Source organism: Rhodococcus sp. G-MC3 (genome assembly GCF_030063335.1).
In the GTDB taxonomy this organism is placed as follows: domain Bacteria; phylum Actinomycetota; class Actinomycetes; order Mycobacteriales; family Mycobacteriaceae; genus Rhodococcoides.
Window position 1 is genome coordinate 69,167 of the sequence record NZ_JASISW010000017.1, and the last position, 13,553, is coordinate 82,719.

At 63.1% G+C, this 13,553-nt stretch carries 12 protein-coding genes; 8 read left to right on the forward strand and 4 right to left on the reverse strand.

All coding sequences use genetic code 11. The features are described 5' to 3' along the window. Positions 1–51: 51 nt before the first annotated feature. From dnaK to QMK17_RS18405, 4 genes are read left to right on the forward strand one after another with little or no spacing between them, the layout of a single operon-like run. Positions 52–1,893 (forward strand): molecular chaperone DnaK, encoded by a 1,842-nt coding sequence (gene dnaK, locus QMK17_RS18390; protein ID WP_283510739.1) that lies wholly within the window; start codon positions 52–54, stop codon positions 1,891–1,893. Further along, entirely contained in the window at positions 1,890–2,558 is a 669-nt protein-coding gene (grpE, locus tag QMK17_RS18395; RefSeq protein ID WP_283510740.1) for a nucleotide exchange factor GrpE, read from the forward strand. The genes dnaK and grpE overlap by 4 nt, the downstream gene beginning before the upstream one ends. A 31-nt stretch (positions 2,559–2,589) precedes the next feature. Next, positions 2,590–3,780 carry a molecular chaperone DnaJ gene (gene dnaJ / locus QMK17_RS18400; RefSeq protein ID WP_283510741.1) on the forward strand — a complete coding sequence of 397 codons (1,191 nt, stop codon included), beginning with the start codon at positions 2,590–2,592 and terminating at the stop codon, positions 3,778–3,780. Next, positions 3,780–4,181, forward strand: a complete 402-nt coding sequence (locus QMK17_RS18405; RefSeq protein ID WP_283510742.1) for a heat shock protein transcriptional repressor HspR — start codon at positions 3,780–3,782, stop codon at positions 4,179–4,181. Before dnaJ ends, QMK17_RS18405 begins: the two co-directional genes overlap by 1 nt. A gap of 41 nt (positions 4,182–4,222) precedes the next feature. On the opposite strand, the gene QMK17_RS18410 is transcribed toward QMK17_RS18405, so the two are convergent. Beyond that, the gene (locus tag QMK17_RS18410; protein ID WP_283510783.1) at positions 4,223–5,347 is read right to left on the reverse strand and encodes a nitric oxide synthase oxygenase; all 1,125 of its coding nucleotides are present in this window, start codon (positions 5,345–5,347) and stop codon (positions 4,223–4,225) included. A gap of 407 nt (positions 5,348–5,754) precedes the next feature. Between QMK17_RS18410 and QMK17_RS18415 the strand changes: the two genes are divergently transcribed. Further along, positions 5,755–6,915 (forward strand): globin domain-containing protein, encoded by a 1,161-nt coding sequence (locus QMK17_RS18415; RefSeq protein WP_283510743.1) that lies wholly within the window; start codon positions 5,755–5,757, stop codon positions 6,913–6,915. An 82-nt stretch (positions 6,916–6,997) separates the two neighbouring features. Next, the gene (locus QMK17_RS18420) at positions 6,998–7,744 is read left to right on the forward strand and encodes an FAD-binding oxidoreductase (protein ID WP_283510744.1); all 747 of its coding nucleotides are present in this window, start codon (positions 6,998–7,000) and stop codon (positions 7,742–7,744) included. 9 nt (positions 7,745–7,753) lie between these two features. On the opposite strand, the gene QMK17_RS18425 is transcribed toward QMK17_RS18420, so the two are convergent. Both QMK17_RS18425 and QMK17_RS18430 read right to left on the reverse strand, forming a co-directional pair. After that, entirely contained in the window at positions 7,754–8,779 is a 1,026-nt protein-coding gene (locus QMK17_RS18425) for a type IV toxin-antitoxin system AbiEi family antitoxin domain-containing protein (RefSeq protein WP_283510745.1), read from the reverse strand. A 160-nt stretch (positions 8,780–8,939) separates the two neighbouring features. Next, positions 8,940–9,674, reverse strand: coding sequence for a crotonase/enoyl-CoA hydratase family protein (locus tag QMK17_RS18430; RefSeq protein WP_442972793.1), 735 nt, complete (start codon positions 9,672–9,674; stop codon positions 8,940–8,942). A 159-nt stretch (positions 9,675–9,833) separates the two neighbouring features. Between QMK17_RS18430 and QMK17_RS18435 the strand changes: the two genes are divergently transcribed. Continuing rightward, on the forward strand, positions 9,834–11,468 hold the full coding sequence (locus tag QMK17_RS18435; protein WP_283510747.1) for an acyl-CoA synthetase: 1,635 nt from the start codon (positions 9,834–9,836) through the stop codon (positions 11,466–11,468). After that, entirely contained in the window at positions 11,468–12,583 is a 1,116-nt protein-coding gene (locus QMK17_RS18440) for an NAD(P)H-dependent flavin oxidoreductase (protein ID WP_283510748.1), read from the forward strand. The genes QMK17_RS18435 and QMK17_RS18440 overlap by 1 nt, the downstream gene beginning before the upstream one ends. Before the next feature lie 4 nt (positions 12,584–12,587). Here the strand turns inward: QMK17_RS18440 and QMK17_RS18445 are convergent, their stop codons facing one another. After that, the gene (locus QMK17_RS18445; RefSeq protein WP_283510749.1) at positions 12,588–13,508 is read right to left on the reverse strand and encodes a glycosyltransferase family 2 protein; all 921 of its coding nucleotides are present in this window, start codon (positions 13,506–13,508) and stop codon (positions 12,588–12,590) included. Positions 13,509–13,553: the final 45 nt, after the last annotated feature.

Below are 13,553 nucleotides of genomic sequence, written 5' to 3' on the forward strand. Positions count from 1 at the left end.
AATCAAACCCAGCTTGTGGATCAAACACAGCAACAAACAGGAGGAATTACTATGGCTCGTGCGGTCGGTATCGACCTCGGGACCACCAACTCGGTCGTGTCCGTCCTCGAGGGCGGCGAGCCGGTTGTGGTCGCCAACTCCGAGGGATCACGCACAACTCCGTCGGTCGTCGCTTTCGCCAAGAACGGTGAAGTGCTGGTCGGCCAGCCTGCGAAGAACCAGGCGGTGACCAACATCGACCGCACCATCCGGTCCGTGAAGCGCCACATCGGCACGGACTGGAACGTGGAGATCGACGGCAAGAAGTACACGCCGCAGGAGATCAGCGCGCGCACGCTGCAGAAGCTCAAGCGCGACGCCGAGGCATACCTGGGCGAGGAAATCACCGACGCGGTCATCACCGTGCCTGCCTACTTCGAGGACGCGCAGCGTCAGGCAACGAAGGAAGCCGGCCAGATCGCCGGCCTCAACGTCTTGCGCATCGTCAACGAGCCCACTGCGGCTGCACTCGCATACGGCCTGGACAAGGGTGACAGCGAGCAGACCATTCTGGTGTTCGACCTCGGTGGCGGCACGTTCGACGTGTCCCTGCTGGAGATCGGCGACGGCGTCGTCGAGGTCCGTGCAACGTCCGGCGACAACCACCTCGGTGGCGACGACTGGGACGAGCGCGTCGTGACCTGGCTCGTCGACAAGTTCAAGGCTCAGAACGGCATCGATCTGACGAAGGACAAGATGGCGCTGCAGCGTCTGCGTGAGGCTGCCGAGAAGGCAAAGATCGAACTGTCCTCCGGGCAGAGCACCTCGATCAACCTTCCCTACATCACGGTCGACGCGGACAAGAACCCTCTGTTCCTCGACGAGCAGCTCAGCCGCTCCGAGTTCCAGAAGATCACCTCCGACCTGCTCGACCGCACTCGTGCGCCGTTCCAGGCAGTGGTCAAGGACTCCGGCATCGCCGTCAAGGACATCGACCATGTCGTGCTCGTCGGTGGTTCGACGCGTATGCCTGCCGTCTCCGAGCTCGTCAAGGAGCTCTCCGGTGGACGCGAGCCCAACAAGGGCGTCAACCCGGACGAGGTCGTGGCCGTCGGTGCCGCACTACAGGCCGGCGTCCTCAAGGGTGAGGTCAAGGACGTTCTGCTCCTCGACGTCACGCCCCTGTCTCTCGGTATCGAGACCAAGGGTGGCGTCATGACCAAGCTCATCGAGCGCAACACCACCATCCCGACGAAGCGTTCCGAGACCTTCACCACCGCTGACGACAATCAGCCGTCGGTGCAGATCCAGGTCTTCCAGGGTGAGCGCGAGATCGCTTCGCACAACAAGCTCCTCGGCTCCTTCGAGCTGACCGAGTTGCCACCAGCTCCGCGCGGAGTGCCGCAGATCGAGGTCACCTTCGACATCGACGCCAACGGCATCGTGCACGTCACGGCCAAGGACAAGGGCACCGGCAAGGAAAACACGATCAAGATCCAGGACGGCTCCGGCTTGTCTAAGGAAGAGATCGACCGCATGGTCGCCGACGCCGAAGCTCACGCAGACGAGGACAAGGCTCGCCGCGAAGAGGCCGAGGTCCGCAACCAGGCCGAGTCCCTCGTCCACCAGACGGAGAAGTTCGTCAAGGACAACGAGGACAAGGTCGACGCCGAGCTCAAGGGACGCGTCGAGACAGCCATCGAAGAGGCCAAATCGGCACTCGCCGGCAGTGACATCTCGGCAGTGAAGACCGCCGTGGAGAAGCTGTCGACCGAGTCGCAGGCTCTCGGAACCGCGATCTACGAGGCTCAGGCCAAGGAGGGCGGCGCCGAAGGCGAAGCCCAGGCTGCCGACGACGGTGTCGTCGATGCTGAGGTCGTGGACGACGAGCCGGTCGACACGGACAAGAAGTGACCCCCCGCGACAGCGATCACGATGTGCGTAACACCGAGCAGGAACCCGTCACGTTCGTGGACAAGAGGAAAGTAGATCCCTTGACCAACGAACCGCGGGAAGGCGAGCCAGTACCGGAGCCCCTCGTGGGCACCGGCACTGCGCCGCAGCCCGATTCGGTGGACAACGAAGTGATCGAAGCAGAGGTCGCTGAGGCTGAGGCATCGGAGGACGTCCGCGACAAGCAGGTCGCGGAACTCACCGCCGACCTGCAGCGGCTGTCGGCGGAATACGCCAACTACCGCCGTCGAACCGATCGGGAGAAGCAGACCGGTGCGGAGAACGCGAAGGCGTCCGTCGTATCCCAGCTTCTTCCCGTGCTCGACGACCTCGAGCGGGCTCGCCAGCACGGCGACCTCGAAACGGGACCGTTGCGCTCGGTGGCCGACAAGCTGTCCGGTGCGTTCACGAACATCGGCCTCACCACGTTCGGAGCCGAGGGCGACGCCTTCGATCCGGCAATCCACGAGGCTGTCTCTCACGAGGGTGACGGCAGCAACCCCGTCGTCGGAGTCCTGATGCGTCCGGGCTACAAGCTCGGGGAACGTGTCCTGCGCACGGCTATGGTCGGTGTGGTGGATGCTGCAACACAGGAATCGGGTGCCGATGCGCCCGACGAGCAGTAAACAGAGATAACGCGAGAGGAGGAAACGCCCGGTGAGCCAGCGGGAGTGGATCGAGAAGGACTTCTACAAGGAGCTGGGCGTTTCCTCCAGCGCATCTGCGGAAGAGATAAAGAAGGCGTACCGCAAGCTCGCGCGAGACAACCATCCCGATGCGAACCCCGGCGATTCCAAGGCCGAGGAGCGGTTCAAACTTGTCAGTGAGGCACACTCCGTCCTCGCCGACGCTGCCAAGCGCAAGGAGTACGACGAGGCCAGGCGCCTCTTCGCCTCCGGCGGCTTCGGACGCGGCGCCGGAGGTGGCGGCGGCAGTGGGTTCAACCCCAATGCCGGTGGATTCGGCGGCGGCGGTCAGTCGTTCGACGTTGGCGACATGTTCGGTCAGGGCGGCGCCGACGGCGGAATAGGCGATCTGTTCGGTGGCCTGTTCAACCGTGGTGGCACTCAGACGCGTACCGCGAGCAACCGTCCGCGTCGTGGCAGCGATGTCGAAACCGAAACCACTCTCGGCTTCCGTGAAGCCACTCAGGGCGTGACCGTTCCGCTTCGTCTGACCAGCCCGTCGTCGTGTACGACGTGTCATGGCAGCGGAGCGAAGCCGGGCACCAGTCCTCGGGTGTGCCCCAACTGCAACGGCGCAGGTGTCGTGAATCGCAATCAGGGCGCGTTCGGTTTCAGCGAGCCGTGCGACGATTGCCGCGGAACCGGCTCGATCATCGACGATCCGTGCGCGGATTGCCGAGGCAGTGGAGTGCAGAACCGGACTCGGACCATTACCGTGCGCGTCCCTCCGGGAGTGTCGAACGGCCAGAAGATTCGCCTGGCAGGTCAGGGTGAAGCCGGTCTGCGCGGAGCACCGTCCGGTGACTTGTACGTGGTCGTGCGAGTGCGCGCCGACAAAGTCTTCGGACGCAACGGCGACGATCTGACTGTCACGGTTCCGGTCAGCTACGGCGAACTCGTGCTGGGAACCACGCTGTCGGTCCCGACGCTCGATGGCCGAGTCGGCGTCAAGGTTCCGCCGGGAACGGTCGACGGCCGGGTGCTTCGTGTGCGCGGTCGCGGAGTTCCGAAGAAAACAGGTAATGCCGGTGATCTGATGGTCACCGTCAAGATCGCGGTGCCGCAGAAGCTCGACGATCCCGCGACCGAAGCACTGCACGTATATCTGGAAGCCGAGAAGGCCAGCGGATTCGACCCGCGGGCCGGGTGGGCAGGTGTCTGATGACAGTTCCAGGTCCCCCTCCGAACGCTCCGGGAGACCCTGACGCGCAGGTGTTCGTCATCTCGGTGGCAGCGCAGTTGGCGGGGATGCACGCGCAGACCCTGCGGACCTACGACCGTCTCGGGCTGGTGATTCCGCATCGCACAACCGGTGGCGGAAGGCGCTATTCGCCTCGTGACGTCGCGTTGCTTCGTGAGGTGCAGCGGCTGTCGCAGGACGAAGGTGTCAACCTTGCAGGCATCAAGCGGATCATCGAGCTCACCAACCAAGTCGAGGCGTTACAGGCTCGGCTGACCGAGGTCGCGCAGGAGTTGACGAATGTTCACGCGAGCTACCGGCGTGAGCTAGTACCCGTGCAGCGCAACGCGCTCGTAGTGTGGAAGCCCCGCAACCAGCGCTGACGGCCGCAGCGGTTGCGGGGCGGTGGCCTGCAGACCGCGGGTCAGGAAAACGGGCAGCCCAAGGCTCCGCGCGATACGAAGTTGGGCCGGATATCCATATCCGGCGGGTCGTAGAGCCGATGGAATGTCGGCGTGATTCCGGACGACATCGGTGGATTGACCCACGCCCAGTCCGTCGGACACTTTCTTCCCGCTTCGGTCTCACGGTCGACATGGTCGACGAACTGCTTGGCGACGGTGTGGTGGTCGACCATGTACGCGCCCGACTCGCGAAAGCTGTGGATCACTGCTCTGTTCAGTTCGACGAGCGCGCGGTCCTTCCACAGGGTGCGGTCGGAGCTCATATCGAGTCGCAGTTTCTTGGCGATGGCCGGGAGCATGTCGTATCGATCCTGGTCGCTGAAATTCCGCGCTCCGACTTCGGTGTTGACGTACCAGCCGTTGAAGGGCGCACAGGGGTAGCGGACGCCGCCGATCTCGAGGTCCATGTTGGACACGGCCGGAACTGCGTGCCACTTCAGCTCGAGTCCGGCGAACCAGCGATAGTTGGGGTGCTCCAGCGGAACTTCCATCACCAGCTCGCGTGGTATGTCGAACCAGCGGATCGGCTCGTCCGGCGTGGAGATCATCAGTGGCAGGACGTCGAAGTCCGTTCCTTTGCCGCGCCACCCGAGCTTTGTTGCGAGCTGGGTCAGTTCCAGATGCGCCGGGTCGCCGGTGACGGCGCCGTCGACGGCTCGATAACCGGCGTAGCGGATGAGCTGGGGGCTGATGATCCGGTACTCGCGCCCGTCGGGCAGCGGCGTCGGGCCGACGGTGACGATGGACTGCAGTGCGCCGCCGTTCGTCGCGACCCGGAGGTGCTCGAAGCATGCCTGCGCGATGGCTTCGGCAGTGGTGGCATCGCGGGCATCGATTAGTTTGAGGGTTCGCCAGTGTTTGCGGCCAACGCATCGTGCGTGGTTACGCCAGGCGAGCTTGGCTCCGATCAGGATCTCTTCGGGGGTCTGGACGTACGTTCCGGCCCTGCGCATCTCTGCCAGCGCCTGCGCCTTGCGGTCGGCGGGCAGGTGCTTCAGTTCCGGCAGGTCGAAGAAGTCTCGACATTCCACCAGGCGCCCCGACAGTTGTGGATCACTTGCACGTAGATCGACCTGCTCTGAGATCTTCGGCTCAACCCCGACAGCCACAGTCACGACTTTGCCTACCCCGTTTCGATTGGCATCATTTCGATCTTGATCGACGCTGCGAATCTTAGAGCCTCGAACCCATACTGAAAAGACCTCGAAATTCGGTGCGCCTCAACCAATTTCGTACCCACAGTTGGTTAACGCGTCTTTTTGCGGGCCAATGGCCCGGTAACGGTGGTCTGCACAGTCGAACCAATTTCTAGGATGCGTTGTTTATCCTCCGCTGGGCTAGACTTTCGACAAACCAGAGCGGTCACCGCCGGCCGGCCAATGCCGATCGGTGTGGTGGACCGCCCGCACGTGGGCTCGCAGTTCCAGCGAGCGCGTGGCCAGGGGCGATGCGAACGCTTCGTCGGCGACCTGTGAATGGGGGATTTTCGGAGATGGACGCTCGGGCGATTTCGCTTGTGAGAACCACGTTCAAAGCAGTGGCAGCTGTCGAGGGCGGCCCCGGGAAACTCACGCGCTCGTTCTATGCAATTTTGTTCGCTCGCAATCCAGGAGTCCGCGACTTCTTTCCCGCGTCCATGGAAGTGCAGCGCGACAAACTGGTGACAGCAATTGCGTACGCGATCGATCAGTTGGAAGATCTCGACCGGTTGCTTCCATTTCTTGGTCAATTGGGTCGCGATCACCGGAAGTACGGCATCGTCGACGCGCATTACGCGGCCGTCGGTGATGCGCTCATCACCGCTCTCGAACAGTTCGCCGGGAACGAGATCTGGACCGAGGAGGTCGACTCGGCGTGGCGCGAGGTGATCGCCGTCATGGCGGGCACCATGATCGAAGCTGCAGCCGCCGACGACGGACCGCCGGTGTGGCAAGGCACGGTCGTCGAACACTTGCGAGTCCTGGACGATGTGTCGATCGTTCGGTTGAAACTCGACGAGCCGATGGACTACAGCGCGGGTCAGTACGTCAGCGTCTCGATTCCGAGCAGGCCGCGTATGTGGCGATACCTGTCGCCGTCGATTCCGGCCAACGCCGCGGGTGAGATCGAGTTCCACATTCGTCGGGTGTCCGGCGGCTGGGTCAGTCCCGCGGTGATCACCAACACCGCGCGCGGGGACCGTTGGACGTTCGGATCGCCGTTGGGAAGCATGACCAGGCACACCGCGCGGGGTCGGGACCGACTGCTGATCGCATCCGGCACCGGCATCGCACCTTTGCGCGCTCAGCTGATGGAGATGGCATCGCGCACCGATAATGCCCGCGTCCACGTGTTCTACGGCGGGAGGTATCCGTGTGACCTATACGACCTGTCGACGTTGCAGCAGCTCGCGGCGATCAATCCGTGGCTTTCCGTCGTCGGAGTTGTCGAGGACGAAACCGACCCCTGGTGGTACCAGGGCCAGCCGGGTGGACTGCCGAGCGGAGGATCCGCCCCGATCGTCGGACAGTTGGGGAAGGTTGTCGCAGAGTTCGGCACCTGGGCCGATCGCGATATTCAGATCGTCGGCTCGCCTTCCATGATCAACACCACCAAGTTCCGTCTGCAGAGCGCGGGAGTCGACGTCTCGAACGTCCGCCACGATCCGTGGTGAGCGCTGCGCACCCGTGAGTGGGAAGGCACGTCCCGCGGTGACCGTTCACGCACGGGCGGCGAAGCCGCATATCCTTGAACCCATGCAGACGTGGAACGCCGAGGTGGTCCAGTACCACCGACTTCGCAACGACCTGGCCGTGATTCGACTCGTCGGGGATGCGATTCCTTTCTCGGCGGGCCAATCTCTCGAGGTCACTGTTCCGCAGAACGCGCGGCTGTCGCGTCGTTACTCGCCCGCGTTGCCGCCGTCGCTGGACGGCAAGTTGGAGTTCCATGTTCGAGCAGTCCCCGCCGGTTGGGTGAGCGGATCGATCGTCAACGAAAGCAGGCCGGGGGACATCTGGCAGCTGAGTCGACCGATGGGCAATCTGAAGATCGACGATTCGGGCCGCGACGTCGTCATGATCGCGGGCGGCACCGGTCTGGCGCCGATGCGTTCCTTGATCCTCGACCTGGCGCAGCGCGAAGCGCCACCGCAGGTGACGTTGTTCGTCGGCGGCCGGTCACCGCGGGACCTGTATGCGGCGGATCTGCTGTGGATTCTCGCGGCAGAGCTACCGTGGCTGTCGGTCATCCCCGTCGTGGATCAGTTGAAGGATCCGTGGGCACCGGATCGCTGGCACGACACCATTCGAAGCGAGATCGCCGAAGCTGCATCACTTTTCGGACCCGAGCATTGCTGGGAAGGTAGCCTTGCCGACGTCGTGAGCGTGCAGGAGCCGTATCGGAACCATCAGGTACTCGTCTGTGGTTCGCCGGGGATGGAAGCTGCCACAGTCTCGGCATTGTTGGACAACGGAACCCCGGAGAGTGCGATCGTGCGCTGATCCATGAGTTCAGGCGCCCATTCTGAACACCTCGGCGCACTGCGAACACGGGTAAGACACATCCCGCCAGCCCTCCCGTACCAGCACCGACCGAACCTCGCCGAACACCGCGCACGGCGTCGCGGTGACTTCTTCCCACCCGTAGACCAACCGCGGACGCCCCGCCAGCTCAGCGGCGTTGTCTCTTCGTCGATCTCGAAATTTCACGCTCGATGCGGAGTGATACCGAGCCCCGTCCAGTCTGACGATCAACGGGACCCCGTGTGGTGTGTAGTCCACGTCTTCGAACAGAACACGATCGTCGACGTGCACCGGGCCTTGGCGGCGCGCTGCCGGAAGGCCGTGCGCCGCTTCGACATCGAGGAAGTAGCGGTGTTCGAGCGCGGATTGCACACCGCCGGTCAGTAGGCCGAGGGTGTCGAGAATGGCGTTCTTGTACCGCCACGGTTCGCGTTGTTCGATGCGTCTGCGGATCTCGGGGAGCGAGACCTTCGCGTTGGTCGTTGCCTGAACGAGCGCAATCATCCCCTCGCGCGCCGAGGATGCCGCAGTGGCGAGGTCGATGGCGGTGTCAGCACTCGACGTCATCGGAAATTCCGCGTCGAGACGAATATGCTCGAACGCTCGCGATCGATGTACGGCGACGCCTGGGTGTACCGGTGCGTGCGCAGATGCCGTGGGCCTGCGTGATTCGCGCCGGAACGTCGCGGCTTGGCCAAGGGCGGACCTGCCATACGGGACGGTGATGTGGATCGGGCCGTCCGACGGCCGCATCATGCCCCAGCGTTCGGCGGCAGAGTCGTGGCTGAGGATCGACGAGCCACCGCCGTGCAGTAGCGCGGCGCTCAGCATCATGGGCCTGGTGAGCGGTCCGTTGGTCACCGAAAGGACACCGCGAAGAACCTGCAGCCACTCGCCGGACTCGACGCGATGTGCGATTGCGCGCGGGGTGTAGCCATGTGCCCGAGATTGCGCGGTTCGTACCAGTCCGTGTTGCTCGTCGAGAAGCGATTGCCATTCTTGTGTCTGAGTCATGGGCGCATAGTGGCACCGGGGTCCGACGAAAACGGCTACCCGAACCCCGTGTGCGTTTCGGTGCACCCTGCCGTCACGAAACACGCACGGGCAGGTCAGGGCCGGTGAGTGTTTGACAACATCAGGGGGTCACTTAACGCGCACGGGGGGCGAAGCCCCACTACGTGCCCGAAAACTCCGGCTTGCGCTTCTCGCCGAACGCTCGTGGCCCTTCCTTGGCGTCCTTGCTCTTGAACACCGCGACCCCGAGTTCGGCGTCGATCTTGAATGCTTCTTCCTCGTGCATTCCCTCGGTGTCGCGGATGGTCTTGAGTATTGCCTGCACCGCCAATGGGCCGTTCGCGGCAATGAGCTCGGCGAGCTCCAACGCCTTGTCCAGCGCTCGGCCGTCGGGAACCACATGGCCGATCAGTCCGATTTCTTTTGCCTCGGCAGCTCGAATATGCCTGCCGGTCAACAGAATGTCGGCTGCGATGGTGTACGGAATCTGGCGGACCAGACGCACCGCAGATCCGCCGAGTGGGAATAGCCCCCACTTCGCTTCGGACACACCGAACTTCGCGCTCTCACCGGCTACGCGGATGTCGGTGCCCTGCAGGATCTCGGTACCGCCCGCGATCGCAGGGCCTTCGACGGCGGCGATGAGGGGTTTGGTCAGCCTGCGGCCTTTCAGCAGTGCTTCGATCTTCGACATATCCCAGCCGCCCGAGGAGAAACTGTCCCCTGGATGGGTCGAAGACATCGCTTTGAGATCCGCACCAGCGCAGAACGCGCCGCCGGCGCCGGTGAGTATGGCTACGCGGATCTCGGGATCGGAGTCGACGCGGTCCCACGCGTCGCGCATGATCGCCATCATTTCGCCGGAGAGGGCATTGCGTGCCTCGGGACGGTTCATCGTCACGATCAGAACGTGGCCACGCTGCTCGACGAGTGCGTGGGCTGATTCAGTCCCGATCTCCTGTGCATTGGACGACACTGATGATCTCCACTCTGTGTGACCCTGGTTCGATAATTGGCTATTGCCAGAAACGATAACACGTTCTACTTTTGTCTCGTGGCCCTGAATATCGCAGACCTCGTGGAGCATGCAATAGACCTGGTTCCTGACCGGGTCGCACTGGTGTGTGGGGATCGTGAGATCACCTACGCGCATATGGAAGATCGAACGAACAGGCTGGCTCATTACCTGCAAGAACAAGGGGTGAAGCCGGGGGACAAAGTAGGCGTCTACAGCCGCAACGGGATCGAGACGATCGAGTCGATGATCGCCGTGTTCAAGTTGCGAGCAGTGGTCGTCAACGTCAACTACCGATACGTCGAGAACGAGTTACAGTACATCTTCCAGAATTCCGACATGGTGGCTCTTATTCACGAGGAGCGTTACTCGGACAAAGTGGCGGCGGTGCTGCCTTCATGTCCGCTTCTGACCACCACCGTGGTGATCGACGGCAACAACACGAACGTCTCCTATGAATTAGCCCTCGCGCAATCCTCACCGGAACGCGACTTCGGCGAGCGCAGCCCCGACGACATCTACATGCTCTACACCGGTGGCACCACCGGAAGTCCCAAAGGTGTGATGTGGCGTCACGAGGATGTGTGGCGCGTTCTCGGTGGTGGTATCAACTTCATGACCGGTGAATACCTCGACGGCGAGTGGGATCTTGCGAAGATGGGTGCGGAAAACCCCGTTATGACGCGGATGCCGATACCCCCGATGATTCACGGCGGCGCGCAGTGGGCGACGTTCCAGTCTCTGTTCGGTGGCGGAAAGACGGTGTTGCACCCCGACTTCGACGGCCACGCCATCTGGCAATTGATCGACGAACACGGCGTCAACCTGATATTCATCACCGGCGACGCCATGGCTCGCCCGATGCTCGACGCACTCATCGAAGGTAGGCCCGACGGCACCCCCTACGATCTGTCGACGCTCTACCTGATGGCCAGCAGCGCTGCGCTGTTCTCCCCGAGCATCAAGGAGAAGTTCCTCGAACTACTGCCCAACCGGATGCTGACCGATTCGATCGGGTCGTCCGAAACCGGTTTCGGTGGACTCAGCATCGTGGCGAAGGGCACCGAGCACACCGGCGGCCCGCGGGTGAAGATCGATGCGTCGACATCGGTGCTCGGCGCAGACGGTCTTCCCGTCGAACCCGGTTCGGGCAGAACAGGCTTGATCGCACGGCACGGCCACATTCCGATCGGATATTACAAGGACGAGGTCAAGACGGCCGCGACGTTCAAGGAAATTCACGGCGTCCGGTATTCCATTCCGGGTGACTACGCCCAGGTCGAAGCCGACGGATCGGTCACGATGCTCGGCCGCGGGTCGGTCTCGATCAACACCGGTGGCGAGAAGGTCTTCCCGGAAGAGGTCGAGGGCGCACTCAAATCGCACCCGGAAGTCTTCGACGCTATCGTCGTCGGCGTGCCGGACGAGCGACTGGGCCACAAGGTTGCTGCGGTGGTGCAAGCGCGACATCAAGACCGGCCGAGCCTGGCCGAGCTCGACGCCTGTGCACGCAAAGAGCTTGCGGGATACAAGGTTCCGCGTGCCGTGTGGTTCGTCGACGAGATCAAACGGTCGCCCGCGGGCAAACCCGACTACCGATGGGCCGTCGCACAGACCGAGGCCAGAGCTGCCGACGAGACCAACGCCGCACACCTGGCCGAGAAGGTTCGCTGATGAAGACCGAGCTGAGTGAGACATTCGGAATCGAGTTTCCGATCTTCGGTTTCACACCGTCCGAACATGTCGCCGCGGCGATCAGCCGGGCCGGCGGTCTCGGTGTGCTGGGGTGTGTGCGTTTCAACGACGCCGACGAACTCGATGCGGTGCTGACCTGGATGGACGAGAACACCGACGGAAAGCCCTACGGCGTCGACATCGTGATGCCCGCAAAGATCCCGAAGGAGGGTGCATCGGTCGATCTGAACGAACTCATTCCTGCCGAGCATCGCGCGTTCATCGACCGCACCCTCGATCAACTCGGTGTTCCGCCGCTCGACGAGGATTCGGCTCGCAACGAGGGTGTCCTCGGCTGGCTGCACTCGATTGCGCGTTCGCATGTCGATGTAGCGTTGCGCCACCGCATCGCGTTGATCGCCAACGCGTTGGGATCGCCTCCGCACGACGTCATCGAGCAAGCGCATCAACACAACGTTCCGGTGGCGGCGCTGGCGGGGACGGCGACGCACGCACGGCGGCACGTCGAGAACGGTGTCGACATCGTCATCGCGCAGGGATACGAGGCCGGCGGTCATACCGGCGAGATCGGCTCGATGGTCCTGCTACCGGAGATCGTCGACGCCGTGGCAGGCTCGGCGAAGGTGCTTGCTGCCGGCGGTATCGGAAGCGGCCGTCAGACCGCTGCTGCTCTGGCGCTTGGAGCGGACGGGGTGTGGATGGGGTCGATGTGGTTGACGGCAGCGGAGTACAAGTTGGGTGCACGGCACGACGGTAAGCCGTCGGCGATGCAGGAAGCGTTGCTGTCGGCAACGTCGAGTGACACCGTTCGTACTCGCATCTACTCGGGGAAGCCTGCGCGTCTGCTCAAGACGAAGTGGACCGAGGCGTGGAACAATCCCGAAGCCCCCGACCCGCTGCCGATGCCGCTGCAGAACATCCTGGTCAGCGAGGCGCATCAACGCATCAACAACGCCGAGAATCCTGATGTGGTGGCGATGCCTGTCGGTCAGATCGTCGGACGTATGAACGAGATTCGTTCGGTGGCCGACATCGTCGCCGAACTGGTTTCCGGGTTCGAGGACTCGGTCGCCAGGCTGAAGACGATAATCTGAAGCGTCAGCTTGCCCGTTCGACGGCGTCCTCGATGGTCACCGACGTTGCCTCGGCACTGACGGGCAATTCCCGCGAACGGACAGGTGCGAGTAAGTACCGGACGGAGTAGCGCTTCTTGCGCGGGTCGTAGGGCCGGTACACGGCGAACACGAGAATGTGCCACCACCAGTGCAGACGAAGTGCCTTACGTTTCTCGTCGGTCATGGAGTCGTGACGTTCGAACGTTCTTATTCCGCATTCGATGTATTCGCCGAACTCGGACGGTGGTGTGAGCGCCCGGCGCGGCGACAGTTCGACGTTCATGTCGGACAACTGCGCGAGCTGCACATCGACCTTGCCGAGGCACAGGGCCAGGTCCAGATCCTCGTGCAGCTCGGCATCGGTGCTCAGCAGCGGCTCGACTCGACGCCACGCGGCACGGCGGATCGCCATGTTCGCGCCGTGGAGATTGGTGACCCGACGACCTCCGCCGATGGTGCCCTTCTTCAGATGGCGGCCGAACCACCATGCTTTCAGGCTTCTGACCGGAGAGTCGTACGGCACGTTCAGGCCGGTCACACCGCCGACGTGCGCTCCGTCGACCGAGAGGTAGTCGAGCACAGCGCGGGCCCAACCAGGTTTGACACGGGTGTCGGCGTCGACTCGCCCCAGGATGTCACCCGTCGCAGCGCGGAATCCGGTGTTACGGGCGTGCGCGACGCCGGGTGCGCGTTCGGACAGCAAGGTGACCTTGGAATTGGTCCGCATGAACGCTTCGACGACGGCGACCGTGCGATCGGTCGAGTTGTTGTTCACCACGATGATCTCGTGGATGTCGTCGCTTTGAGCGACGAGCGCAGCAAGGCAGGGGCCGATGTAGGCCTCTTCGTTGTAGGCGGGAACCACCACGGAAAGGGACTTGGCACTTACAGCAGATCCAGTCACGATACTGAAGGTTAGCTGTCCATACGGTGTGCGTCGAATCGAAAC